General features: G+C 60.7%; 23 protein-coding genes and 1 pseudogene. 10 read left to right on the top strand and 14 right to left on the bottom strand.

Features of this window, described 5'->3' with window-relative positions; translation table 11 throughout:
* Positions 1–28: 28 nt before the first annotated feature.
* Positions 29–1,552 (bottom strand): MDR family MFS transporter, encoded by a 1,524-nt coding sequence (locus tag EDE09_RS11605; protein WP_132410508.1) that lies wholly within the window; start codon positions 1,550–1,552, stop codon positions 29–31.
* Positions 1,553–1,669: 117 nt separating this feature from the next.
* Here EDE09_RS11605 and EDE09_RS11600 point away from each other — a divergent pair, with 117 nt between their 5' ends.
* Positions 1,670–2,212, top strand: coding sequence for a MarR family transcriptional regulator (locus tag EDE09_RS11600; RefSeq protein WP_132410506.1), 543 nt, complete (start codon positions 1,670–1,672; stop codon positions 2,210–2,212).
* Positions 2,213–2,233: 21 nt separating this feature from the next.
* On the opposite strand, the gene EDE09_RS11595 is transcribed toward EDE09_RS11600, so the two are convergent.
* Positions 2,234–3,751, bottom strand: a complete 1,518-nt coding sequence (locus tag EDE09_RS11595) for a diguanylate cyclase (RefSeq protein WP_132410504.1) — start codon at positions 3,749–3,751, stop codon at positions 2,234–2,236.
* A gap of 225 nt (positions 3,752–3,976) precedes the next feature.
* Here EDE09_RS11595 and EDE09_RS11590 point away from each other — a divergent pair, with 225 nt between their 5' ends.
* Together EDE09_RS11590 and EDE09_RS11585 are read left to right on the top strand one after the other, a co-directional pair.
* Positions 3,977–5,344 (top strand): TIGR03808 family TAT-translocated repetitive protein, encoded by a 1,368-nt coding sequence (locus EDE09_RS11590; protein ID WP_132410502.1) that lies wholly within the window; start codon positions 3,977–3,979, stop codon positions 5,342–5,344.
* A gap of 103 nt (positions 5,345–5,447) precedes the next feature.
* On the top strand, positions 5,448–6,095 hold the full coding sequence (locus tag EDE09_RS11585; protein ID WP_132410500.1) for a glutathione S-transferase family protein: 648 nt from the start codon (positions 5,448–5,450) through the stop codon (positions 6,093–6,095).
* Between the two features lie 6 nt (positions 6,096–6,101).
* Here EDE09_RS11585 and EDE09_RS11580 read toward each other — a convergent pair whose 3' ends face one another.
* Positions 6,102–6,998: a LysR substrate-binding domain-containing protein gene (locus EDE09_RS11580; RefSeq protein ID WP_132410498.1), complete on the bottom strand. Its 897-nt coding sequence runs from the start codon at positions 6,996–6,998 to the stop codon at positions 6,102–6,104.
* Positions 6,999–7,102: 104 nt separating this feature from the next.
* On the opposite strand from EDE09_RS11580, the gene EDE09_RS11575 reads away from it, so the two are divergent.
* Positions 7,103–7,303: a hypothetical protein gene (locus EDE09_RS11575; protein WP_105371858.1), complete on the top strand. Its 201-nt coding sequence runs from the start codon at positions 7,103–7,105 to the stop codon at positions 7,301–7,303.
* 1 nt (position 7,304) lies between these two features.
* Here EDE09_RS11575 and EDE09_RS11570 read toward each other — a convergent pair whose 3' ends face one another.
* Both EDE09_RS11570 and EDE09_RS11565 read right to left on the bottom strand, forming a co-directional pair.
* Positions 7,305–7,928, bottom strand: coding sequence for a glutathione S-transferase family protein (locus tag EDE09_RS11570; protein ID WP_105371785.1), 624 nt, complete (start codon positions 7,926–7,928; stop codon positions 7,305–7,307).
* Between the two features lie 69 nt (positions 7,929–7,997).
* A complete protein-coding gene (locus tag EDE09_RS11565; protein ID WP_105371786.1) occupies positions 7,998–8,354 on the bottom strand; it encodes a DUF4406 domain-containing protein in 357 nt (118 codons plus the stop codon).
* Between the two features lie 126 nt (positions 8,355–8,480).
* Here EDE09_RS11565 and EDE09_RS11560 point away from each other — a divergent pair, with 126 nt between their 5' ends.
* Complete coding sequence (locus tag EDE09_RS11560) at positions 8,481–9,236, top strand: DeoR/GlpR family DNA-binding transcription regulator (RefSeq protein WP_132410496.1); 756 nt, start codon at positions 8,481–8,483, stop codon at positions 9,234–9,236.
* Here the strand turns inward: EDE09_RS11560 and EDE09_RS11555 are convergent.
* Positions 9,233–10,240: an asparaginase gene (locus EDE09_RS11555; protein ID WP_132410494.1), complete on the bottom strand. Its 1,008-nt coding sequence runs from the start codon at positions 10,238–10,240 to the stop codon at positions 9,233–9,235. The genes EDE09_RS11560 and EDE09_RS11555 overlap by 4 nt on opposite strands.
* Before the next feature lie 84 nt (positions 10,241–10,324).
* On the opposite strand from EDE09_RS11555, the gene EDE09_RS11550 reads away from it, so the two are divergent.
* Positions 10,325–11,062 carry a DUF3750 domain-containing protein gene (locus EDE09_RS11550; protein WP_132410492.1) on the top strand — a complete coding sequence of 246 codons (738 nt, stop codon included), beginning with the start codon at positions 10,325–10,327 and terminating at the stop codon, positions 11,060–11,062.
* A gap of 73 nt (positions 11,063–11,135) precedes the next feature.
* Here EDE09_RS11550 and EDE09_RS11545 read toward each other — a convergent pair whose 3' ends face one another.
* The 5 genes and pseudogenes from EDE09_RS11545 to EDE09_RS11525 form a co-directional block, all read right to left on the bottom strand.
* A complete protein-coding gene (locus EDE09_RS11545) occupies positions 11,136–11,282 on the bottom strand; it encodes a DUF1127 domain-containing protein (protein WP_105371790.1) in 147 nt (48 codons plus the stop codon).
* A gap of 287 nt (positions 11,283–11,569) precedes the next feature.
* Positions 11,570–12,629 (bottom strand): annotated as a pseudogene (locus EDE09_RS11540) (GSU2403 family nucleotidyltransferase fold protein).
* A 333-nt stretch (positions 12,630–12,962) separates the two neighbouring features.
* Positions 12,963–14,012: a class I SAM-dependent methyltransferase gene (locus tag EDE09_RS11535; RefSeq protein ID WP_132410490.1), complete on the bottom strand. Its 1,050-nt coding sequence runs from the start codon at positions 14,010–14,012 to the stop codon at positions 12,963–12,965.
* 165 nt (positions 14,013–14,177) lie between these two features.
* Positions 14,178–15,245: an alpha/beta fold hydrolase gene (locus EDE09_RS11530; RefSeq protein ID WP_132410488.1), complete on the bottom strand. Its 1,068-nt coding sequence runs from the start codon at positions 15,243–15,245 to the stop codon at positions 14,178–14,180.
* A 133-nt stretch (positions 15,246–15,378) separates the two neighbouring features.
* The gene (locus EDE09_RS11525) at positions 15,379–15,831 is read right to left on the bottom strand and encodes an Lrp/AsnC family transcriptional regulator (RefSeq protein ID WP_132410486.1); all 453 of its coding nucleotides are present in this window, start codon (positions 15,829–15,831) and stop codon (positions 15,379–15,381) included.
* A gap of 119 nt (positions 15,832–15,950) precedes the next feature.
* Here EDE09_RS11525 and EDE09_RS11520 point away from each other — a divergent pair, with 119 nt between their 5' ends.
* Positions 15,951–16,931, top strand: a complete 981-nt coding sequence (locus EDE09_RS11520) for a nucleoside recognition protein (RefSeq protein WP_132410484.1) — start codon at positions 15,951–15,953, stop codon at positions 16,929–16,931.
* A 366-nt stretch (positions 16,932–17,297) separates the two neighbouring features.
* Here EDE09_RS11520 and EDE09_RS11515 read toward each other — a convergent pair whose 3' ends face one another.
* The 3 genes from EDE09_RS11515 to EDE09_RS11505 form a co-directional block, all read right to left on the bottom strand.
* A complete protein-coding gene (locus EDE09_RS11515; RefSeq protein WP_132410482.1) occupies positions 17,298–18,302 on the bottom strand; it encodes an NAD(P)H-quinone oxidoreductase in 1,005 nt (334 codons plus the stop codon).
* Positions 18,303–18,380: 78 nt separating this feature from the next.
* On the bottom strand, positions 18,381–20,186 hold the full coding sequence (locus tag EDE09_RS11510) for an EAL domain-containing protein (protein WP_112802599.1): 1,806 nt from the start codon (positions 20,184–20,186) through the stop codon (positions 18,381–18,383).
* Positions 20,187–20,348: 162 nt separating this feature from the next.
* A complete protein-coding gene (locus tag EDE09_RS11505; protein WP_132410480.1) occupies positions 20,349–20,741 on the bottom strand; it encodes a VOC family protein in 393 nt (130 codons plus the stop codon).
* A 251-nt stretch (positions 20,742–20,992) separates the two neighbouring features.
* Between EDE09_RS11505 and betC the strand changes: the two genes are divergently transcribed.
* Genes betC through betA form a run of 3 tightly spaced genes read left to right on the top strand, consistent with a single transcriptional unit; the run spans position 20,993 to position 25,644 of the window.
* Positions 20,993–22,516 carry a choline-sulfatase gene (gene betC / locus EDE09_RS11500; RefSeq protein ID WP_132410478.1) on the top strand — a complete coding sequence of 508 codons (1,524 nt, stop codon included), beginning with the start codon at positions 20,993–20,995 and terminating at the stop codon, positions 22,514–22,516.
* A 1-nt stretch (position 22,517) separates the two neighbouring features.
* A complete protein-coding gene (betB, locus tag EDE09_RS11495; RefSeq protein ID WP_132410476.1) occupies positions 22,518–23,981 on the top strand; it encodes a betaine-aldehyde dehydrogenase in 1,464 nt (487 codons plus the stop codon).
* A gap of 10 nt (positions 23,982–23,991) precedes the next feature.
* The gene (betA, locus tag EDE09_RS11490; protein WP_132410474.1) at positions 23,992–25,644 is read left to right on the top strand and encodes a choline dehydrogenase; all 1,653 of its coding nucleotides are present in this window, start codon (positions 23,992–23,994) and stop codon (positions 25,642–25,644) included.
* Positions 25,645–25,694 lie beyond the last annotated feature (50 nt).

Raw genomic sequence — 25,694 nt, 5'->3', positions numbered from 1 at the left:
GCAAAAATGGCACGCCGCCAGATCAGCGTCACTTCACGTCGGGCTTATCCGCATGCCTTGCCGGCGGAAGGCGGACGGGCTTCAGGAAAAGGCCGGCAAGGAGGCCTGCCGCTGCAATTATCGCCGCCGTTGTGAACACGGATGTGAAAGCGCCGGCATAAACATGCTGCACGGCAAGGCGGGCGGTAGCCGGAAGATCAAGGAGCATTTGCGGCGTCAGCGAGCCTATCTCGGCGACACCCGGGATATTGGCCTCCACCCCGCGCAGCCCCGCTGCAACGATCGCGCCATAGAGCGAAATGGCAACCGAAGCCCCGGCCATGCGCGTCAGGGTTACGGCACCGGTGGCGGCGCCGACATCGTCATGCGGAGCGGAATTCTGCACGCCGATGATCGGCGCTTGCTGGCCAAAGCCGATCGCCAGGCCCTGCAGGAACATCAGCGCGAAAATGATCGAAAGGGGTGTTCCTGCGGCCAATTGCGAAAAGAGGAAGAGTGCCGCGATGTTCAATGTCATCCCCGCGATTGCGAACGGCTTGTAGCGCCCCGTAATCGAGATCAGCCGGCCCGCCGACAGGGAGCCGATAACAATGCCGGAGGTCGCGCCGATGAAGAACAGTCCCGCGCTCGATGGCGAGAGTCCGGTTGTCGTCTGCAGGAAGAGCGCGAAATAATTGACCATGCCAATCGCGACGCCACCCGAACAAAAGGCGATGATCAGGAACAAGGAAAAGGTGGAATCACGGAAAAGCTTCAATGGCACGATCGGCTCGGGCACGCGGGCCTCGACGACTATCCAGAGAGCCGCGCACAGCATGCCCGACGCCACGATCATCAAGGACTGCCAGGCAAACAGCGAGCCGAACAAAGTGACGCTGTCTGCCCATGCCACAAAGCTGGTGACCGTCGCTGCCAGCAGGATCGCGCCCACATAATCGATCTTCGGCCGGCGGACGGGACGGCGGTAGGGCAGAAGCAGCAGGATGCCGGTCAAGGCGATGATGCCGATCGGCAGGTTGATCAGGAATATCGAACGCCAGCCGAAGAGCTCGCTCATCGTGCCGCCGAGCAGCGGTCCCACGCTTCCCGAGGCCATGATCACCAGGCTGGAATAACTCTGGTATTTCGCCCGCTCGCGCGCTTCGAAAAGATCTGCGTTGATGGAGAAGATCGAGACCATGATGCCGCCGCCGCCCATGCCTTGAAGCACTCGGGAGGCGATCAACGAATCCATTGACCATGCAAGGCCGCAGGTCAGCGAGCCGACGGTGAAAATCACGATCGCTGCGATCATCACGTATTTTCGCCCGAACAGATCCCCCAGCTTGCCGTAGACGGGCATTGTCGCACTGGTGGCGAGAAGATAGGCCGATCCGACCCAGCCGAAACGTTCCAGCTGTCCGAATTCAGCAGCGATGGTCGGCAGAGCCGTCGAAACGATCTGGTTGTCTAGCGTCGCCATAAAGAGCGCCGTCAGGAGAAAACAGAAGATCGCCAACCGCTGGCGGTGGCTGGCAACGAGCGGCGCGCCGGCCGGGCGGGTCATATCCATGAGACAATCCACATGGAGGAAATTTTATCTGCCTTTAGCATATAATTGTCAATCGCACCTTGATGTAAACAGCAAAGAACTATTGGTCGGACGAAAACGCTCTGATATCTTCAGGCAATGACGACCCAAAACGACCAAAGACACGACATTGCGGCGGCCTCTCCATCACCCGAGAACGTGGCACGTATCGGCGAAACGCTTGCGCGCATGCGTCTCCTGATCGGCCGGCGGATCATCGGGCGAACAGCTATCGCCCGAATCGTTCCCGGTCTGGAAATCTCCCATCTCGACGTCCTGGACGTGATCCGCCGCATAGAGGGGGAAGCGACAGTGGGAGCGATCGCTGAAGCCATGCGCATCGACCCCTCTCGCGGCAGCCGGCTGGTCGCAGACCTCGTCGCCCGCGGCATTCTGCGCCGCGACGCCTCGCAGGCCGACGGGCGACGTTCGCTGCTGGTGGCGACGGAACTGGGGGAAAGTCTTTTTGCGGAAATCCGCTCCGTCAAGCGCTCGCTTCTCGCCCATGTGCTCAAAGGCTGGCCGGACGACGAGATCAACGCATTTTCCGTCCTTTTCGAGAAGTTCGTTTCCGGTTTCGAAGCGATCTATATGGCGGCGGAGAGGGTTCGCGATCCCACGGCGACAACGAGCGCCGAATAATCCGCACCACGGTGGCGGAGGTTAAATTCCCTCGCCGCCGGCTACGCGCAGTTTGTCGCGGCCCATGTCCTTGGCTTCGTACATGGCGCGGTCCGCACGGGCGAGCAGAGCCTCCGGCGTATCGCCGTCCTGCGGGAAAAAGGCGACGCCCATGCTGCAGGTCGCAACCACGGAGTGCTCTTCGATGAAGAATGGCCGGGAAATCCCGGCCCGCAGTTCCTGCAGGCGGCGCAGCACGCCGAGATCATCGTGATTTGGATTGCTGAAGACGATCGCAAATTCGTCGCCGCCGAGACGGACCAGGAGGTCGCTCGCCCTGATGCAGCGGGCCATGCGGGATGACAAGGTCTTCAGAACTTCGTCGCCGGCGGCATGGCCGAGCGTATCGTTGATCTGCTTGAAATTGTCGAGGTCGATATAGGCGACGGTGACCTTGCGGTTTTCCCGACGCGCCTCGTGCAATGCGCGGCCGAACTGCGTCCAGAACAGCGTCCGGTTCGGCAGGCCGGTCAGCGGATCATGGTGCGCCATATGCCGGATACGGTCTTCGTTGCGGGCGCGCTCGATGGCGATGCCGGCGATATCGGTCGCCATGGCTGTCAACTCCCACTCGAGTTCCGTCGGTTCGCGGCCGGCCTCTGAATAAAGTCCGAAAGTGCCGAGGACGACGCCGTCGGGGGCCATGATCGGAGTCGACCAGCAGGAACCCAGGGAAAACGCCTTCGCAAGCTCGCGATAATCCTCCCACAGCGGATCGGTCATCACATCCTTGACCACCACAGGGGCGCGTCTCCAGGCGGCGGTGCCGCAGGAGCCGACCTTCGGTCCGATCTGAATGCCGTCGATGAGTTTGGTATAGGCGGGCGGCAGATTTGTCGCCGCGCCGTGCCGCAGCCGGTCCGTTCCTTCCTCCAGAAGAAGGACCGAGGCGGTGACGCCGTCGAGTTCCTCCTCGACGGTGCGAACCAACGCGTCCAGCACCGCCCGCAGCGGCTGGCCGCGGGCGATCATTTCCAGGAGGCGCGCGTGGCCGTGCCGGCGATCGTCCTGACGCTTGCGCTCGGTGATGTCCCTGGAAATGCCGACAAGGCCGACGATGTATCCATCCGCGTTGCGTAGCGGCATCTTCGAGGTAGTGAGCCACAATAGCCGGCCGTCCGGCAGCGTGATGCGCTCCTCGCGCCCCTCCACCGGCGTGCCGGTGGACATCACCTCCTGCTCGATCGCAAAGAGCTCACGGGCGGTCGCTTGATCCAGGATGTCGAAATCGGTCTTGCCGATGAGGTCAGAGCCGTCGTGAAACCTGCTGTTGCGACCAGCCGCGGCATTGGCAAAAACGAAGCGGCTGCGGCGGTCTTTCACGTAGATGAATTCGGGCAGTTGGTCGAGCAGGGTGCGCGTCTCGAGCTCGCGGGTCACCAAGGCAACGTCCAAATCGATATCGCTGTCGGTAGAAATACGCAGGAGGCGGCTGCAGAGTTCATCGAGCGGATCGGCCGCGTCGCTCCCAGCGACGCTATGCAACAGGGTTTCCACCATCCCTGTATCTCCTTTCAATCCGCTTCAAAATGCACAAGACCCAACGCCCCACTGCGGACAGTATGGCGGGAAAATCCTTAGCGGCGCTTAAGAACATTATGAAATTGCCATTCTTGAAGCCTCTAAAAAAGCCTTTTCGCCCCACTCTTCCAAGTCTATTTCGTAGTAAACCTATGCAAAGAACGCGCATGGCAAATGCTTTGCTAACGACGGGGAGCACGCCGGATGATTTTAAGACGCGCGGCATTGACCTTGATAGGTGCAGCCAGCGCCGGAATGGCGTCACATACCTTCGCAAATTCGTCGGGCCTGTCGCCCGTGGACCTGCGTGGTTCGATCGATGTCAGCAAGCACGGCATCACGCCAGGTGGTGGCGACAGGCAGAGGCGCAAGCTCAACGAGATCATCGCCACGGCGGCCCGCCAGAACATGGCGGTCTTCCTGCCACCCGGAGACTACCAGGTCTCCAATCTCGATCTGCCGGACGGCACCCGCATCGCCGGCATGGCAGGTGCATCCCGCCTCGTCTATTCGGGCGGAGGGTATCTCATCAGGGGCGACGGCGCGCGGCGGATCGAACTTTCCAATATCGTCATCGACGGTGCGAACGGCCGGCTCGACGACCAGAGCCCGGCGATCGTTCGCCTGACCGGTGTCGAAAACGCGATCATAGACAGTTGTGAGATCATCGGATCAGGCAAGACGGCCATCTATCTCGAACGTTCCGGCGGCAGGATCGAAAGATGTCGTATCTCGGGCGCTGGGGAATACGGTCTTTTCGCAGTCGAAAGCAGCGGCCTTTCGGTCACCGGCAATACGATCTTCGACTGCGGCAACGGCGGCATCCTGATCCACCGCTGGAACAAGGGCAAAGACGGAACCATGGTCACCGGCAACCGTCTCTACCGGATCGGCGCCACCAATGGCGGCACCGGGCAATATGGTAATGCCATCAATCTCTTTCGCGCCGACAACGTGATGGTGGCGGGTAACCACATCTCGGAGTCGGCCTTCTCCGCCATACGCGCCAACAGCGCCTCGAATGCGCAGATCGTCAACAACCAGTGCTTCGGCTCCGGAGAGACTGCCATCTATGCCGAGTTCGCCTTCGAAGGCGCGATGATTTCGGGCAATGTCGTCGACGGTGCGGCAAACGGCATCTCCGTCGTGAATTTCAATGAAGGCGGCCGACTGGCAACCATCGCCGGCAACATCGTCCGTAATCTCAAACCCATTGGTCCCTATGGGCTGGACGAGGCGATCTTCGGCGTCGGCATCAGCGCCGAGGCGGATACGGCCATGACCGGCAATGTCATCGAGAATGTCCCGCTGTGGGGATTGGCGATCGGTTTCGGCCCTTACCTGCGCAACGTGCTCGCCAGCGGCAACATCGTGCGGCAGGCGAAGGTCGGCTGCGCCGTGACCGTCGTCGAGGGCGCGGGCAACGCCCTGATCGCCGGCAATCTCTTCGAACAGGTCAGGGACGGGGCGGTGGTCGGTCATCGCTGGAAGCAAGCCGCCACAGCCGAACTCGGTCGTGGCGATAATACTGGATTTAAACATCTGACGATCGAGGGAAACAGGATCGTCTGAATTTCCATCGATCTAAAACTTTCATGACTGTCCAACGCGGATTGATCTTTTGTTTTTCGCAAGCGCGCCATAGCTTGCGCCGACATTTCAAAGAGGGACGATCATGCTGAAAATCTATGGGGTCTATCGCTCGCGGGCCACCCGCCCGCTCTGGCTTGTCGAGGAACTGGGCATCCCGTTCGAGCATGTGCCGGTGATCCAGGCCTACCGCCTGCCGGAGCCGATGGCCTCGGAGGCGCCGATCAACACGCTCTCGACCGATTTCCTGGGCCTCAACCCGATGGGCTCAATCCCTTCCATGGATGATGACGGTTTCGTGCTGCATGAATCGCTCGCGATCTCGCTCTATCTTGCCCGCAAATACGGCGGGGCTATCGGTCCGAAGGACATCAATGAAGAGGCGCTGATGATCCAGTGGTCGCTTTTCGCCGCCACCAGCATCGAGACACCGGCGCTCAAAATCCAGCAAACGAAAGCGGATACAGACGACGGCAAATCGGAGATCGAGGTCGCAGCCCGCCTGCTCAAGCGGCCGTTCGATGTGCTGGAAAAGCACTTCTCCCAAAACAGCCATATGGTGGGCGGCCGATTCACCGTGGCGGACATCAATGTCGCGGAAATCGTTCGCTACGCCCAGGGACACTCGGCGCTCTTCGACAACCGCCCTGCGCTGAAGACGTGGCTCGAAACGTGCCAGGCCCGCCCGGCCTTCAAGGCAATGTGGGAGAAGCGTCTCGCCGAACCGGCGTAAGACCAATCATCCTTGCGTTTCCAAGGGGGACGGCAGTTCATTCTTCAGCCACGCCCTGAACGCCTTCACCTTCGCCGGCAATCGTGCGCCGGCGCGGGTGACGAGATAGTGCCCCATGCCAGTGCGGGCGCGCACGGAAAAAGGCTCGACCAGCCGGCCCTGCTCCAGCGCGTAGGTGGCAAGCGTATGCCAGGCGAGCATGACGCCCTGCCCCGCAATCGTCGCGTCGAGGCAAAGCGAAGCATCGTTGAAGACGTGGCGGGTGGCCATGCTTGACCCGTCAAGCCCGGCCTCCTTCAGCCATATGTCCCAGGAAAACATCGAGGGGCCGTCGATGATCGCCGGCACTTGCAGGATATCCCGGGGCTCTTTCAGTCTCTCGGCCAGTGCCGGAGCGCAGACCGGAAACACGGTCTGCTCGATGAGAAGTTCGGCATCGACACCGGGCCAGGTGCCGGGCCCGACGCGGATGGCGAGATCGATATCGTCGGTGCCAAGGTCAGCAAGCCTTGTGGTGGCATCGATTCGAAGACGGATGTCCGGATGCAGCGTGGAGAACCGGTCGAGCCGATGGACCAGGAAACGGGCCGCGAATACCGGCGCAACCGAGATCGTCAGCAGCGTATCGTCTCGCCGCCTCCCGAGCCCGACCGCCTCTGACAAGGAGTGAAACCCGTCCGTCAGGCGGGCGAGCATGGGGCGTGCCCCGTCCACCGCCACCATGCCCCTCGGCAGGCGCTGAAACACCGGCTGGCCCAGCTGCGCTTCGGCCTTGATGACCTGCTGGCTGACGGCACCGATCGAAACGCCTAGCTCTTCCGCAGCCGCCTGCAACGAGCCGAGGCGGCCGACCGCTTCCAGAGCCCTCAATCCGTTCAGATGCATGAGGTTCAGGTTCTTCATATAGATTTTCTATATCGCTTGGTTTAAGAACTCAATTGCAAGCCATGCCTGCGGCGAGGATACTCCACCTGCAAATGATTACAAATTTGCGAAAGGTGACGATCATGACACCCCTGAAGATTTTCTTGAAGCTGAGGACCTGGTTGGAAACGACAGAAGCGTTTGCGGAGACGCAGACCTGCGACCCGCTCCGCCACCCGGATATCCAGACCATGGATCTCAGGCAGCTTGCGGACCTGCCCTTCCCTGGGACCTATCACGCCGAACCGGCAACTGAGAGACCGCAATTGGCCAAATGCGCCTGAACTAGGCCGCAGTTTCTTCCGCCAGCGCCTTCTGAACGGCAGGCCGCGCCTTTATCCGCTCGAAATGCCTCTGGACGCGCGGAAATTCGGCGATATCGACCTTATCGCCCTCAAGCCAGCCGGCTATCGTGAAAAGATAGGGATCGGCGACCGAATACTGCTCGCCCAGCACATAGGGGCCGGCAAGAAAGTCGTTCTCGATCAGGCGGAAGCACTCGGCCATGGTCTGCGGAACCTTGCGCAGCATGTCGGCATGCGAGGACGGTTCATCGGCCCAGCGGGCGCTGCGCCGCCCGTGCGCATGGGCGACGTGAACGGTCGAGGAGAGATAGGCGTTGAAGGCCTGCATGCGGGCAAACAGGAACGGATCGTCGAGCGGGGCCAATCCGGCCTCCGGCACAATCTGCGCGATGAAGGCGAGGATCGCAACGGTTTCGGTCAGCACCCCCTTGTCCGTGACCAGCGCCGGCACGCGCCCCTTCGGATTGATCTTCAGATAGGCCTCGGAGCGCTGCTCGTTTTCGGCAAACCTTATCCGCTTGACCTCATAGGGCAGGCCGGATTCGGCAAGGGCGATATGGCTTGCGAGCGCACAGGTGCCGGGAGCGACATAGAGCGTGTACATGGCATCCTCCGTTGGGGGCATCCTACGTTTGAGGATGCCCTTTTAGCACGCCCCGACCTGACGGAAAGGTCAGATCACGCCCGGAACGTCTTCCAGCCGGTACCAGACGGGAATCCCCCGCTCTGTCGCGATCCGCACGTCGTTGTCGGCACCCTTGGATTCGCCCGGCAGACGCAGCACGCCCTCGCAAAGCTGCAGCAGGCGTCCCGCCGTCGGGTGGAAAATCTCCTCGTAGAGATCATCGCCCACCCGCTTACCGCCCGCTGCATGCCAGACCGGTAGCGCCACCCATTCGCCGATCATCGGCAGGTGACCCGCCTGGAACAGGGCGTAGGACGGGGCTTCCAGCCGCTTCAGATTCTCCGCCATCTTTGCCGGATCGTCACCCGTTCCAGAACGGTAGGGGCCGGCAATCAAAATCAACATCTTCGTTTCTCCACCTTATCCGCTCGCATCGCGGAACTGCACGAAATTGCCTGATGAGCTTTACTTTTTGCCCACAATCAGGCATTCTTGCGCTTATTCATGCAATATCGTGCAGAGTCAAGAACCATGCTGACCAGCCAACGCAAAAGCCTCATCCTCGACATGCTGCGCCGGGAGGGGCAGGTCGTCGCCAAACGGGCAGCGGAAGAATTCTCACTGTCGGAGGATACGATCCGCCGCGATCTGAGGGAAATGGCGGCCGAAGGCCTGCTCCGGCGCGTGCATGGCGGCGCCATGCCGGTATCGCCGGACCTGCCGGATTTTTCTGCCCGGCGAACGGTCTCATCCGACGTGAAGCAACGGCTCGGGGTCCGGGCGGCCGGATTGGTGCGACAAGGCCAGATGGTCTTTCTCGATGGCGGCACGTCGACTGCAGAAATTGCGCGGGCTCTCCCACGCAACATCCCCTTCACCGTCGCCACCCACAGCCCGACGATCGCAGCCGATCTCGAACATCATCCGTCGGCGGAAGTGATCCTGATCGGAGGCCGGCTCTACAAACATTCCATGGTCGCAACGGGTGCTGCGGCGATGGCGCAGATCACGCAACTGCGGCCGGGCATCTTCTTCCTCGGAGCCACCGCCGTCCATCCGGCGCGCGGCCTTTCGACGGGCGATTTCGAAGAGGCTGCGATCAAGCGGCACGTCGCCGCCTCGTCCGCGGAAACCTACGTCCTGATCACCGCGGAAAAGCTCGACGCCTCCTCACCCTGCACGATCATGCCAGTCTCCGATCTCGCGGGCATGATCGTGGAAAAGGGGATCCAGGAGGAGCGCCTGGCGCCCTATCGCGCGCAGGGCGTCAACATCATCGAAGCTTAGGCGAACAGCGCATCGGTGACGCGGATGTCGCCGACATGCATGCCGTTCCAGTTGCTCATGGATTTGTTCGCCATCGCCAGCAGCTTGGTCTCGACCTCGCCGCCCTTTTCGAAATAGCGGGAGACCAAAGCAAAGATCATGGCCTCGGCGGCGCGCGTCGTGCCGTCCTCGCATTTGACCGCCATGGCGATCCCGTGCTCCGGCAGGGCCGCAACGAACACACCTTCTGCACCGGTCTTTGCGAAGATCCTGCCGGGCGCGACCTGCATCAGCTTGGTGCAGGCCCGGCCAGTGCCGGCGACATAGAACGGCTCGGCCATACAGGCTTCGATCAGACGGCGCGACGCCTTGGCTCGTTCGACCGAGAGCGCGGCGCCCGTCGTCATCTTTGCAAAACCGTGGGCGAGCCCCTTCAGCGGCACCGCATAGCTCGGGATCGAACAGCCGTCGATGCCGCAATTGTCGTGACCGAGCACGGTGCCGGTCAGGCTTTCCATGACGTTGCGGATCTCCCGCTGCAGCGGATGATCGTAGCCGACATAACCCTTCACGTCCGTGCCGGCGTGGACGCAGGTGCAGACAAAACCGGAATGCTTTCCAGAACAATTGTTGTGGAGCGCGCTCGGCTTGTCGAGCGAGCGAGCCTGGTGGATCAGCACATTCTGGTCGAATGCCCAGTGCGCGCCGCATTCCAGGGCGGAGTGATCCCGGCCGGCTTTGGCAAGCATGGCGGCAGCGGTCGCCACATGGGCGTCCTCGCCCGAATGGGAAGAACAGGCAAGCGCCAGCTCGACATTGCCGAAGCCGTAAGCGTCCGCCGCGCCGCTTTCGATGAGAGGCAGAGCCTGCATCGCCTTGCAGGCCGAGCGCGGAAAGACACCCGCATCCGCATCTCCGAAGGAAAAGAGGATCTTGCCCTCCCCATCCACGACCACGCCGAGGCCACGGTGGCGGCTTTCGACCAGGTTGCCTCTGGTAACTTCGACGGTAACGGGGTTTTGCATGGCCTGTCCTGAAATTGCTGTTTTCAATGATCCATATCACCGGCTCATAAACCAGTCCGGCGGGACTTGCACGGGGCGCTTAGCATGAAATCCGTTAAACGGTTGTTTCTGATTATCTTCATCGTCTACCTGCTGCCGACCTTCGCTTCGGCGGGCTTGTGGGCGATCAAGGAAAGGCCCTCCCGGTGGAGCGAGGCGAGATGGTCTTCGGCGGGCATATTGCCGGAGGCCAGCGACAGCGAGGAGGCGGCGATCTACGTGTTTTCCGCCATGACCGGCGGATTGAAGGGTGCCGTCGCAAGCCATGCCTGGATCGTCACCAAGGCAAAGGGCGCGAACAGCTACACGCGATACGACAAGGTGGGCTGGGGCTCGCCGATCCGCAAAAACCACCGACCAGCGGACGCCTACTGGTATTCTAACGCGCCACAGCTCGTGGCCTCGGTCAAAGGCGCGAAAGCGGAACTGCTGATTCCGAAGATCGAGGGTGCGATTGCCGCCTATCCCTATGCGGAGCCGGGAGGTTACACGATCTGGCCAGGGCCGAACTCCAACACCTTTGTCGCCTATGTGCTGCGAACGGTACCGGAACTCGGTGCGGTATTACCGCCGCATGCGGTCGGCCGCGACTATCTTCCGGACGGAGAGTTCTTCCACCTCGACGACGACTGGCGCGACCTGCATGTCACGCTGCGCGGCCTTGTCGGCTTTTCCGCCGGTGTGCGCAGCGGTTTCGAGGTGCACTTTCTGGGATTGGTGGCGGGGCTGGATTTCTCGCGGCCGGGCATCAAGGTGCCGGCCCTCGGGCGTATCGGAATTTGAAGATCAGCTATGCGCAAAATGCAAAACGCCCGCGGTCGAGCGGGCGTTTGACATACATAGAGTCAGATGGCGATCAGAAGCCGACGGCTTGGCGAGCAACGCGGCGGATATCGCTCTGTGCGATGCCGAGGTCGTTGAGTTCGCGCGGGGTCATACGGCCCAGTTCGGCAACCGTCTGACGGTACTTGCGCCAATTGTTGAGAGTGCGTGCGACGTTCATGATGGTTCCCCTTTCCTGGGATTTTCGAAGCTTGAGCGCCAGTCCTTGGCGCTCTCGTTTGCTTCGATGGCTGTTATATAGGCCCTCCCCAGTTGAACTGAAAGCGCGCACTTGACACGCCACCCATGCGTTTTGTGCATGGGTTGGTCAATTGGAAAGCAAAAACCGCGATCACTCTAGGGGAGAGTCGTCGATGGGTGGCCATCTCGAAGCTTCGATGCCTTGTTCCCTGCGCTCGATGTCCGGGGACAGTCTATGACAGCCCTCTTCTTCTATTCCCGTGATCGTCAGAATGGCAGGGTGATATCCTCGCCGATGGCGACGGCCCCTGCCCTGAGACAGTGCCTGAGGCGATCTCGGTCCTCGTCTAAGAGCATTCCGGCTCCGGCGCGGATCGCCTCCTGCCATGCAGGCCCGCGTTCCCATGCTTCGTTATAGACAAGCGCCAGGTCGGATGCTCTGCGCGTTTGCTGCAGCGCTTCGAATAGAAGGGCGGCTTGCCGGATGTCCTTGTCCCGCTTCAGCACGCTTTGGCCGTCGGTGCGCCGTCTGGTGGCAACGATGAGCTTGTGGACCGCATAACGTTCTGGGGCAGGGACTGTCACAGGGACACCGCCCTTGTGGAGCAGCACCGTCCGGATGGGATCCCTTATGAGGAAATCGAGGAAGCGCAGCGGATCCGCGCTCGCGCCGCCGAGGCCAGGCATCTTCGACGGCTGGTCGATGTAGTCGTTCGATCCGCGGTTCGAGGTCAGGAACTCAACCCGGTAGCCACTGTCAGTTTGAAACGCGCTGGAGGCCGAAGATCCCGATCGATGTGGAACAGCCCGAAATGTCGGATCGACAGCCTGCAGCAGTTCGACGAACGGAGGCAGGGTGTCCTCGACCTCCCGGCTGATGGCGTAGTCCTGGGCAAGATCGGCATCTCCGGTCAGCAGCGCGGCCATGGGGAGCCGCACTCCGAGTATCCCGGCGCAGGTCTGGAAGGCTACAGTGCCGATCAGCACGCCGCGGAGCCGGAAGAAGCCTCCGGCCGCCGATGCCTCCACGATGTCCCCGGACATGGCATCGGGAGCGATCATGCCGCCCTTCGCGGGTGAGACTGGTGACCATGCGCCTGCGAGCACGGAAATCGTCTTTGTTGCGTTTGAAAGATTCGACGCGCTGCGCGATCTCGGGGTCGTCTGCAGGGCCGACATAGCGCCGGGACTTGCCTCCGGAGCCGTCAGGGATGTCGATGTACCAATACCGCTTGTCCTTCACTTGCGCCGTAATGAAGCGTCCTTCAGCAGGGAAGTCCGCTGTCCATGCCCTGTCCATGGTCCGCTGCGTCAGTTCAGCGAGCATAGGCTGATACGTGAGATCGATGGCCTCACGTCCATCTCCGAACGAGTTGTTACCGCTTTTCAAAAACGGTAATAACCGAAATAGAGAGGAAGGAGAAGAGGCGGCTCTCGCATGGACTTGTGTACGGACTGTCCCACGACTTTGCACAAGCATGGGCCAGTCCATGTCCATAGCCTAAAAGAAGTGGAGCCCTCCGACATGGCCAAGGGTGGAGACCGCTTCGAATTGGCTTCAACTTTCCCGACTCTCCGGACGCTACGTACCGGCCGTCTTCCCGCCCGACCGGCATCGGCATAAGAGGTCGACCTGCTATCGCGCCTTCAGCTTTCCTTCTCAGGTCGCTTCAAGCACCATGTTGAGCGGCGTCTGAGCCGCCCGCCGGACATGAGTGAAGCCGCCCGACCGGATCACCTCGGTCAACCGGCGTTCGCCCGCTTGAGCGCCAAGTGCCAGTCCGGTCTCCTGGGCCAGCGAGGTGGGGACGCAGATCATCGTCGAGGCGGAGTAGTAGAGCCGGCCCACCGGATTGAGGTTTTCCTCAAGCGTGTCTCCGGCGGCAGGCTCAACGACCATCCACGTCCCACCCTCCTTGAGGGCCTTATGGATATGAACCGCCGCAGCCTCCGGATCGCCCATGTCGTGCAGGCAGTCGAAGCAGGTGATCAGATCGAAGTCGCGCCCTTCGAAGTCCTGGGCCCTCCCGATCTCGAAGTGCAGGTTCGCCAGCCCGTGCGCCCGCGCATGGGCGGTCGCAGCAGCAATCGAGCCCGGATGGAAGTCGTAGCCTGTAAACTGCGAGCGGGGAAAAGCCTGCGCCATCAGAATCGTCGACAGCCCATGGCCGCATCCAACGTCGGCGACCGTCGCACCCGCTTCGAGCTTGTCGATCACGCCGTTCAGCGCCGGCAGCCAGTCCTGCACCAGGGCATTGATATATCCCGGCCGGAACAGCCGCGCCACGGCACAGAACATGCAACCGGCCTGATCGCCCCAGGCGACGCCCCGACCGGTCTTGAAGGCGGCCTGCACCTTCGGCTGGTTTTCGACCATGGCGGCGGCGGTATCGAAAGCGCCGATCAGGTTGACCGGGCTGTCCGGCTCCGCAAACACCAACGACTGCTCGGGCGTCAGCGAGAAACGCCCGTGCTCGTGATGCACATAGCCCGAGGCTGTTTGCGCCGCCAGCCATTCCCGCACGTAACGCGGCGCGCAATCGGCCGCTTCGGCAAGCTCCTCGGGTTTTGCCGGACCGATCTCCTTGAGCGCATTGTAGAGTCCGTGCGCATCGCCGATCCGCACCAGCGGCACGCTGACCGCTCCGCCAAGGTCGCCAAGGACGCGGCCTACCAGTTCGTTCAGCGTGGTTTCGTTGAGTTCCGTCATGTCGAATTCCCTCCCGGTTTTCGGGCGGCGTCCTGCTGCCCGTGGCCGGAGGATGCGCCCCGCCGCGACGGCGGGCATGAGGCGGCTGTCCCTTGCCGGCTGGAAAGTTCCCGGCTTGCAGGGACAGATGTCCCGTCGGCGCCGGGTAGCGACGGCAACCCTCGATCAGCCGGACGAACCGGACAGTGCTATGACGATCGCCTGGGAGCGGTTGTGCACCCCAAGTTTGCTGAAGATCACCGACAGCTGGTTGCGCACGGTCTTTTCGCTCTTGCCGAGGCGTCCCGCGATCGCATGGTTGTCTAGCCCTTCTGAAACGAGGTCGAGGAGCGCCGCCTCGGCCGGTGTCAGCCCAGCCTCGCGAATGGCGCGCGGCCGCATGGACTGGCCCTGCCCGAGGAAGGCGGCAAGTTCGGCCTGAAACACGACCCAGGCCGGTTCGTCCGGCAACAGCACATGGTTTTTGCTCTCAAGCGGCACGAAGCGTGCATCAGGGATCGCGGCTGCGAGTTTGCAGCCCTGATCGAACGGAACGCGTAAGTCACCACGGCTATGGGCGATCAAAGTGGGGACGGAAAGCGTGGCAGCAAGCTCCAGGACATCGATCCCCTGCATCTGCCAAAGCAACTCCGCGGCGACCTCGGCCGTTGCCGTTACCCGCTCGAGGTCGCCCCACCAGCGATGCTGTTCGGGCGTTCCGTTAGGGATGAAGAGATTGGTGAAGAACTGACAGAACGCCGGATTGTCGCGTCCCCAGCCGATGCGGATAAAATTGACAAGGGTTTCGGCTTCAAGCCGCTCAGCGTCGGTCTGAGCCCTGGTCCGGGCGCCCTGAGCGTAGGCATTCAGCAGCACCAGATGCGATACGCGTTCGGGATGCCGCCGGGCATAGGCGATCGCAAGGGCGCCGCCCTGCGAAAGACCGAGGAGGACAAAGCGCGGATCCTCGATCGAGGCCGCAACGGCGTCCAGATCCGCGTGCCAGGCGGCGATCGAGAGGTCGGCGACATGACGGTCCGAGAGACCGCAACCACGCGGGTCGTAACGCACAAACCGGTTGTTGGCCGAAAGCGCCTGGACCCAGGGCCGCCACACCGGGCTTTCGAGATCGTAATCGACATGGCTCAACCAGTGCGCGGCGCGCAGGATCACCTGCCCCTTCCCACATGACGCGACGGCGATCCGCGTGCCATCCGCCGAGGTACAGAACCTTATGGTCTGGCTAAGCTTCATGGGCCGAGAATATCGCAGCGCAAAGGTGCGTAACAGGCCCATCTCCCGAGCCAGATCGAAACGGTGCCCTGTGACGGACAGTCTAGATCGAAACGATGAGCCTTGTCGGCCGGATAACGCCACTCTGCCCGGGCTACAAAGGAATTGCGGTTTCATTCTTTGCAGTGCGAATGATCATCATCGTGAAGAACCTGGCCACATTTGTCTCGTCCCGAAAGAGACGATCACAAAGCGCATCGTATTCCTCCATATCGCGAAGATGCAGCATCAGGACGACGTCAACCTCCCCCGTTACCGCATAAGCCTGCGCCACCGCATCCTCTCTGGTTGCCCGATCGAAAAACTGGCGCATCTGCTGCTCGCTGTGCAGCTTCAATTCGACCGTCACCATTGCTTTCAACGTGCGCCCGGCACTGGCTGGATTAAGGATTGCGACAATCCTGTCGATGACACCCGTCTGGCGTAGCCGTCGAATGCGGCGCAGGCAGCTCGACGGTGAGAGCCCGACCTCGTCGGCCATATCCGCGTTCGTTCGCGATGCATCGCGCTGCAAAAGATTGAGGAGCTTCCTGTCTATCCGGTCCATACGCTTCTCCAAGGAGGCGCGAGAAGAATGCAATAAAATTGCATAACAGCGCAATATTTGACCGCAAATGCGAACGGCTCCGGTTTACACGATGGCTATAGCAGCATCAGGAAACAGGCATGTCAGCGCTCGAATTTACTCTCCGCAAGACCCGGGAAACCTTGCAAATATATTGGGAACTCGTTCGTATCATCGTTCCGGTCACGATAATGACCGAAGTGATGTTACGCATGGGCTTGATCGAGGCCATTTCGCCTGCCCTGGCACCAGTCATGGAGCTTTTCGGCTTGCCCCCGGAACTGGGATTGGCCTGGCTGACAGGCATGTTGGTCGGTTTATGGGGCGCGATTCCGATGATCTTCACGTTGGTGCCGCCGTCATCCTTGACGGTCGCGGACATCACCGTTTTCTCAGCGCTTTTGCTTTTCGCGCATGGTCTGCCGATCGAGCAGAAGATCATTCAAAAGGCGGGACCGGGATTTGCCATAACCACGCTGATCCGCGTCGCCGGCAGCGTGGTTTACGCCATCATGCTTCATCATCTTCTTGCCGCGACCGGCTGGCTGTCGCAGACCTTGGATCCGGCCTGGATCCCGACATCCGCCTCGACCGACTGGTGGGGATTCCTTACAGGCCTGATCGAGGCGCTCGTCTTCATGTTCCTCATCCTGACGGCGCTCGCCTTTGGACTGGAGATACTGAAACTGTCCGGGCTCATGGCTTTGCTGATGAGAACGCTCGCACCCTTTCTGCGCCTCGCCGGAATAAATGCCGAAACCGGGCAGTTCACCGCCGTCGGCCTGTTTCTGGGCATTTCCTATGGCGGCGGGCTGCTCATTCGCGAAGCGCGGTCAGGCCAGGTTTCGCCTCGCCAGGTGTTTATCTCATGCGTCTTTATGGGATTTGCCCACAGTATCATCGAAGACACTTTGATCGTCATGGCATTGGGTGCGGATGCCATAGGCGTGTTTGTCGGAAGGATTGTTTTCGCAATTTCTGCGACCGCCCTGATTGCCTATGTCGTTCGGTCAATTCCGGATCAAAGCTTTTTTGCATGGGCATTTCGGCGAGCGGACTGCCAGACGGCAGCAGGTCTTTAGAGGGGATTAAGCCTCCGCGGACGTTCCTCTATCGCCCAGAAATGGAAAAGGGCCGCTGCTGGCGACCCTTCCATGAGTTTTGGTCCGGTTGAACGAACCCGGGCGCTTTGTAAGCCGCCCGAAGGAAGATGAAGTTCAGGCCGAGGGCTGCCCCGTCAAAACCATCACCTTTCCATTGCCCGTTACGCAGACCGAAATCTCATTAGACATTGGATCACCTTCCTTTCATTACGTTGACGATGGGATGAAGGTAGGGGCCAGGCCCTGAGTCTGCAAGGCAAGTTATGTGAACGATTGCGTATATAATTGAGTTGCCAAACGATTTTCTGGCGCTATCATTCGCGAGCTTTCAGTCGAGAGCCCCTCTCAGCCGTCCAGGTTCAACACGATCTTTCCGATATGGCTGCTGCTTTCCATCAGCTGGTGCGCCTCTACGACGTCTGCGAACGGCAAGGCAGCGTGGATGACCGGCGCGACCGTCCCCGCCTCCAGCAGCGGCCAGACCTGGCCTGAGAGATCGTCGCGGATCGCCCGCTTTTCTTCCGCCGTTCGCGGCCGCATTGTCGAGCCGGTGACCGTCAGGCGCTTCACCATGATCGGGCTCAGGTTTACCTTTTCTGCCACATTGCCGCCGAGGAAAGCGATGATCGACAGGCAACCATCCTTGGCGAGCACGGAAAGGTTCTTTTCGAAATAGGCAGCGCCGATCATGTCGAGGACGACGTCGACGCCCTTGCCGCCGGTTTCCGCCTTGACGACCTCGGCAAAGTCTTCGGTTCTGTAATCGATACCCCTGACGGCGCCGAGCCTTTCGCAGGCCTGGCACTTTGCCTTCGAACCCGCGGTGGCGTACACAGTTGCGCCAAAAGCGCGGGCGAGCTGGATCGCCGTGGTGCCAATGCCGCTCGTGCCACCATGGATCAACACGGTTTCGCCCTCGGTAAGCCCAGCCATCTGGAAAAGGTTGGCCCAGACGGTAAAGAAGGTCTCGCAAAGGGCCGCGGCCTTGACCGCGTCATATCCCTTTGGCCAGGGCAATGCCTGGCAGGCCGGCACGGCGCAGAATTCCGCATAACCGCCGCCATTTGCCAGCGCGCAGACCTTGTCGCCGATCCCGAAATCGCTGACACCGTCACCCAGCGCGACCACTTCGCCGGCAATCTCCAGCCCAAGAACGGGGCTGGCGTCCTTGGGCGCCGGATAATTGCCGCTGCGCTGCGCTACATCCGGCCGATTGACGCCCGCCGCCTCGACCTTCACCAGGATCTCTCCGGGCAGCACCGCCGGCAGAGGTCCGGTCGCAAGCACCATCACTTCAGGCCCGCCGAAAGTCGGCAGATCGACAAAACGCATTTGCGCGGGAAGCGACATGGCAGGACTCCTCTCAGTGGCTTGCCACTGACTTAGGACAGTCTGCCACCGACGGGAAGGCGACGTTCCGCCGCGCGGCTACTTTGCATCGCCGAAAATTGCAAAAACGAGGCCGCCGTCGTTGTCCTTCGCCTCCGCCTTGACGGCGGCAATCTCGGCGCCGATGCGGCTGACATCATCAAGCAGCAGGCCCTGCGGCAGTTCGAGCACGCCGATCGAACAGCGAAGCAGGGGGAAGTCGCGTTCTTCGCCGAAACGGTCGTGCCCGCGGATTTTCCCAGCCGCCCGTTCTTCCGACGAATAAAGCTCGATCACATCGTCATGGAAATCGGACAGAAGGCGCTCGAGGATCTCCGTCAGTTCGTCCCGCGTCCAGTCGCGCACGCCGATGAAAAAATCGTCGCCGCCCACATGGCCGAGGAAATCGTCATCCGAGAAAAAGTAGCGTCTGACCAGCGCTGCAAAAAGCGAGATCGCGTGATCGCCCATATGGAAGCCGTAATGATCGTTGAACGGCTTGAAATGGTCGAAGTCGCAATAGCAGAAGAAGCGGGTCTGTTCGTCGTCGCGGCCGGCTTCCTGCATGAAGTCGCGGATGGCGCGGTTGCCCGGCAGGCTCGTCAGCGGGTTCTGGTCCTGCGCGATCTTCAACTGCTTTTCGTTGACGACCTTGATGAGCGAGGCAGCCGAAACGACCCCGGCGTAACGCATGTTCTCCGTCAGGATGACGCAGGCGCTGTTGTCCATATTGGCAAACAGGCTCATCAGTTCCTCGGCTTCCGCGTCGAGCCCGATGATTGGCGCGCGGTCGACGAAATGGGCGATGGTGCGTTCGTAGACCTTGTTCTTCAAAAGATCGCGGCCGAACGGCTGATAGATATATTCCTTGAGGTGATATTCGTTGATGACACCGCGCGGTTCGCCATTGGCATTGAGGACGGGAAAGAAGGCCTGCCGGGGATTGCGGCGGAAAAGTTCGAAAACGCTGTCGATGCTTTCGTTCTCGTAGACGGTCGGCAGGTGTTCGATCTGCTTGCGGATGAGGATCTCGTCGAGCGACTGGCTGGAGCGGCGGGAACGGCCGATATCGGCAAGATAGGGAAACGACGGCTGTAACTCGCTGACAAAGGTGGTCGGCCGGGCGATGAACCAGCCCTGGACGAGGTCGACGCCATATTCGCGGCAGGCGAGGAATTCCGCCTCAGTCTCGATGCCCTCGGCAATCACCCGGATGCCGAGTACATGCGCGATGTTGACGATGTTCTTCACCAGGTGCCGCTTGCGCGGATTGCGGTCGATGCCGGCGACGAAATGGCGGTCGATCTTGAGATAGTCGACCGGATAGTCGCAAAGCAGCTTCATCTCGCCATGGCCGACGCCGAAATCGTCGATCGCAAGCTTGAAACCCTCCTTGCGCATCTGCGTCACCAGATCGGCAAATTCGGGTACGCTGGTATTGTCGAACCGTTCGGAAAACTCGAAACAAACCGAAGACGGCGCGATATTGGCCATCCGCAGGTGCTGGACGACCTTTTCGAGGAAGAGCTGGCCATGCGGGATCAGCCGGACATCGAGATTGAGGAAAAGCGTTGCGGAAGAATAGTCGGGAACGCTTGCAAACTTTGCAAGAGCCCGGGTCGCCATCATCTGCTCCAATGCCAGAAGCTGGCCGATCTCATGCGCCTGGTCGAGAAGTTCGGGCGGAGAAGAAAAGCCGATCCGCTCCTGGCCCCGCAGCAGGGATTCATAACCAAAGACGGAGCCCGTGCCGATCTCGACGATCGGCTGGAAAGCATTTTCCAGAACCAGCTTCCCCAGCGCGACCAGCTGATCGCTTGCGTATCGACGGAAGACGCCCGGTTCCAAAATGGCCGCAGACGACATTACTCATTACCCCACGCGCAATGGCCTAAAATTGCAGGTGAAGCTCCCACCAATTCCTCAAGAATCCCTTTCCCGAGGATGAAAGTTTTGTGACGATGAAAGATGTTTTTATTCAATATTTTGGGGAGTTTGGCAAGCGTGGCATCCGGCTATGGGCGGTTGCTAAGCGCCCGACGTAATATCGTCAGATGCAGGCTGCTCCTTCGTCGGTTCCCAAAGCTCGACCGGATTGCCTTCGGGGTCGTGAATGCGAGCAAAGCGACCAACTTCCGAATCCCACTCGGTGCGAGTTTCCACCGTGATCCCGCTCGCCGTCAGGCTTGATATGAACCCATCAAGGTCATCAACCCGAAAGTTGATCATCCATTGCTGTCCTGCTCGTCCAAAATAGTCGGTATTTTCAGAGAACGGACCAAAAATTGTTGCTCCTGCCTGTTGTTGCCATACCGACTTGTGCAGGTCGTCAATTCCAAGATGTTTCTCGTACCATTCGGCAAGCCCTACCGGGTCGGCCGCTTTGAAAAACACACCACCAATTCCAACGATCTTCGGCACGCAATTTCTCCCCTAACGTGGGAAGACAATGCCGCCGAGGGCATTCACATGCAACTCCAGATCGACCAAGGCGGCCTTCTGAGGCGGGTGGAGCGACCTTCTTCCTTGGGCATTTCGATTTCAGCAACTTCCCAATCACCCCCATCCGCGCTTTTGGGACAGGATGGTTCGCAATCCCTTCTTGATTGGCGACGGGATCAAAAATAACTCAATCTGGTGAGAAGACCGTCGCCAGAGAGTCGATTCCGCCAATGACCAAACCCAATATTCTGATCATCATGGTCGACCAACTGAACGGGACCTTGTTTCCGGACGGTCCGGCGGAGTGGTTGCATGCGCCGCATCTCAAAAGCCTGGCGGCGCGTTCGGCCCGATTTGTCAACAACTATACCTCTTCGCCGCTCTGCGCGCCGGCGCGGGCTTCCTTCATGGCCGGGCAATTGCCGAGCCGAACCCGCGTCTACGACAATGCTGCGGAATATGTTTCCTCGATCCCGACCTATGCGCATCACCTGCGCCGCGCCGGATATTACACCGCGCTGTCGGGCAAGATGCATTTCGTCGGGCCAGACCAGTTGCACGGCTTTGAGGAGCGGCTGACGACGGACATCTATCCGGCCGATTTCGGCTGGACCCCGGACTACCGAAAGCCTGGAGAGCGGATCGACTGGTGGTATCACAATCTCGGCTCGGTGACCGGCGCGGGCGTTGCCGAAATCACCAACCAGATGGAATATGACGACGAGGTCGCCTTCCTCGCCAACCAGAAGCTTTATCACCTCGCCCGCGAGCGTGACGATGCAGCCCGTCGGCCCTGGTGCCTGACCGTTTCCTTCACCCATCCGCACGACCCCTATGTGGCACGCAGAAAATTCTGGGACCTCTATGAGGATTGCGAACACCTTCTGCCGGAGGTTGGCGAAATACCGCTCGCGGAACAGGATCCGCATTCCCAGCGGATCATCTTTTCCTGCGACTACAAGAATTTCGACGTCACGGATGACCATATCCGCCGGGCGCGCCAGGGCTATTTTGCCAACCTTTCCTATATCGACGAGAAGGTCGGCGAACTGATCGATACGTTGACCCGCACACGGATGCTCAACGATACCTTCATCCTGTTCTGCTCCGACCATGGTGACATGCTGGGAGAGCGGGGGCTGTGGTTCAAGATGAACTTCTTCGAAGGATCGGCGCGCGTGCCGCTGATGATTGCCGGCCCGGGTATCTCCCCTGCCCTCCTTGCAGCGCCGGTTTCCAACCTCGACGTCACGCCGACACTCTGCGATCTGGCCGGAATTTCGATGGACGAGATCAAGCCATGGACGGATGGCGAAAGCCTGAAGCCGGTCATCGATGGAGGCATCCGCTCCGCACCGGTGCTGATGGAATATGCGGCAGAAGGCTCCTACGCGCCGCTGGTCGCTATCCGCGAAGGCAAGTGGAAATATATCCACTGCGAGCTGGACCCGGAGCAGCTATTTGATCTCCAGGCCGATCCGAAGGAGCTCAGAAACCTTGCCGCGGATCCGGCCTATACAGACGTGCTGGAGGATTTCAGAGCCAAGCGGAGGGCCAAGTGGGACATGGCCGCTTTCGATGCGGCCGTGCGGGAAAGCCAGGCACGGCGCTGGGTGGTCTACGAGGCGCTTCGCAACGGAGCCTATTATCCTTGGGACCATCAGCCATTACAAAAGGCCTCGGAGCGCTACATGCGCAACCATATGAACCTCGACAATCTCGAGGAATCCAAACGCTACCCGCGCGGAGAATGAGATGAAAGCCCAGCCGATCGCCAGCCATTTCATCGATGGCGAATATGTCGAGGATACCGAGGGCACTCTCATCGAAAGCCTTTATCCGGCAACCGGGGAGGTGATTGCCCGGCTGCACGCGGCAACGCCTGCCATCGTCGAACGGGCGATCGCTGCGGCCAAACGCGCCCAGCCAGAATGGGGGGCAATGAGCCCGACGGCGCGCGGGCGTATCCTCAAACGCGCCTCGGAGATCATGCGGGAGAGGAACCGCGAGCTTTCCGAACTTGAGACGCTCGACACCGGCAAGCCGATCCAGGAGACGATTGTCGCCGACCCGACCTCCGGGGCGGACAGTTTCGAGTTCTTCGGCGGGGTGATCGCCGCGGGCATGAACGGCAGCTATATCCCGCTCGGCGGCGATTTTGCCTATACCAAGCGTGTGCCGCTCGGCGTCTGCGTCGGCATCGGCGCCTGGAACTATCCCCAGCAGATTGCCTGCTGGAAAGGTGCGCCGGCACTTGCCGCCGGCAATGCCATGGTCTTCAAGCCGTCCGAGAACACGCCGCTCGGGGCGCTGAAGATCGCCGAGATTTTGCATGAAGCGGGCCTTCCCAAGGGACTCTACAACGTCATCCAGGGCGACCGGAATACCGGGCCGCTGCTGGTCAACCACCCGGATGTGGCGAAGGTTTCCTTGACCGGTTCGGTGCCGACAGGCCGCAAAGTGGCGGCAGCGGCTGCCGGGAGCCTGAAGCACGTGACGATGGAACTTGGCGGTAAGTCGCCGCTGATCGTTTTTGACGATGCCGATATCGACAGCGCCATCGGCGGCGCCATGCTCGGCAATTTCTATTCGACAGGGCAGGTCTGCTCCAACGGCACGCGCGTCTTCGTGCAGAGGAATCTCAAGGATGCTTTCCTGTCGCGGCTGAAGGAGCGGACGGAAAAGATCGTCATCGGCGACCCGATGGACGAGGCGACGCAACTTGGACCGATGGTCTCCTTCGACCAGCGCCAGAAGGTTCTGAGCTATATCGACAAGGGCAAGGCTGAGGGCGCGACGCTTCTGACGGGAGGCGGCATTCCCAACCACGTCACCGGCGAGGGTTATTACGTGCAGCCGACCGTGTTTGCGGACGTCACCGACGATATGACTATCGCCCGCGAAGAGATTTTCGGGCCTGTGATGTGTGTGCTCGATTTCGACGACGAGGAAGAGGTGATCGCCCGCGCCAATGCGACCGAATTCGGCCTGTCGGCCGGCGTTTTCACCGCCGATCTTTCTCGCGGCCATCGCGTGGCGGATCAGCTTGAAGCCGGCACATTGTGGATCAACACCTACAATCTCTGCCCGGTGGAAATTCCCTTCGGCGGCTCCAAGCAGTCCGGCTTCGGGCGCGAGAATTCGCTTGCGGCGCTGGAACACTATTCGGAGCTGAAGACGGTCTATGTCGGCATGGGCAAGGTCGAGGCGCCGTATTGAGGTTGACGGAATGAAAAGCGCAGATTTCGTCATTATCGGTTCCGGCTCGGCGGGGTCGGCGCTGGCCTATCGTCTGTCGGAGGACGGCAAGAACTCGGTGATCGTCATCGAGGCGGGCGGATCGGATTTCGGGCCGTTCATCCAGATGCCGGCGGCACTTGCCTGGCCGATGAGCATGAAGCGCTACAATTGGGGTTATCTTTCAGAACCCGAGCCGAACCTCAACAACCGGCGCATCACTGCGCCGCGCGGAAAGGTAATCGGCGGGTCATCCTCGATCAACGGCCTCGTTTATGTCCGCGGCCATGCGGAAGACTTCAATCGCTGGGAAGAGCTTGGCGCGACCGGCTGGGCCTATGCGGACGTGCTTCCCTATTTCAAGCGCATGGAGACGTCCGAGGGTGGCGAGGACGGCTGGCGGGGCACCGACGGACCGCTGCATGTCAAGCGCGGGCCGGTGAAGAATCCGCTCTTCCACGCCTTCATCGAAGCCGGGAAACAGGCCGGCTTCGAGCTCACCGACGATTACAATGGCTCGAAGCAGGAAGGCTTCGGGCTGATGGAACAAACGATCCACAATGGCCGCCGCTGGTCTGCCGCCAACGCCTATCTGAAGCCGGCGCTGAAACGGCCGAATGTCGAAATCGTCTATGGCTTCGCCAACAGGGTCGTCATCGAGAATGGCCGCGCGGTGGGCGTGGAGATCGAGCGCCGGGGGGGCGCCGAAACCATCATGGCCAATCGCGAGGTGATCATTTCGGCCTCCTCCTTCAATTCGCCGAAACTGCTGATGCTTTCCGGCATCGGTCCGGCGGAGCATCTGAAGGCTATGGGTATCGAGGTGAAGGCGGATCGGACTGGCGTCGGTGCCAACCTGCAGGACCACATGGAATTTTACTTCCAACAGGTCTCGACGAAGCCGGTGTCGCTTTATTCCTGGCTTCCCTGGTTCTGGCAGGGAGTGGCCAGCGCGCAATGGCTGCTTTCCAAAGGAGGGCTCGGCGCTTCCAACCAGTTCGAGGCCTGCGCCTTCCTGCGCTCGGCACCCGGTTTGAAGCAGCCGGACATCCAGTACCATTTCCTGCCAGTGGCGATTTCCTATGACGGCAAGGCAGCAGCAAAAAGCCACGGCTTCCAGGTCCATGTCGGCTATAATCTGTCGAAATCACGTGGAAACGTGACGCTTCGCTCGCCCGACCCCAAGGCGGATCCGGTTATCCGGTTCAACTACATGAGCCATGCGGAAGACTGGGAAAAATTCCGCCACTGCGTGCGGTTGACCCGTGAAATCTTCGGTCAGAAGGCCTTCGACCAGTATCGTGGTCCGGAGATCCAGCCCGGCGAGCACGTCCAGACGGACGAGGAGATCGACGCCTTCCTGCGCGAGCATCTGGAGAGCGCCTACCACCCCTGCGGCACCTGCCGCATGGGCCGCGCCGACGATCCCCTCGCCGTCGTCGATCCGGAATGTCGGGTGATCGGCGTGGAACGATTGCGCGTTGCCGACAGTTCGATCTTCCCGCATGTCACCTACGGCAATCTCAACGGTCCGTCGATCATGACTGGCGAGAAGGCCGCCGACCATATCCTTGGCAGACAGCCTCTGCCCCGCAGCAATCAGGAGCCCTGGATCAATCCGAGAGCCGCTGTGAGCGACCGGTAGTCAGTGGCCAACGCTGTCGAGAAAATTCCGGGTGTCTCCCAAGCGCCTGC

The organism is Neorhizobium sp. S3-V5DH (assembly GCF_004343065.1).
In the GTDB taxonomy this organism is placed as follows: Bacteria; Pseudomonadota; Alphaproteobacteria; order Rhizobiales; family Rhizobiaceae; genus Neorhizobium; species Neorhizobium huautlense.
The sequence above is the reverse complement of the archived record's forward strand: the minus strand, read 5'-3'. Positions and strand labels throughout refer to the sequence as shown.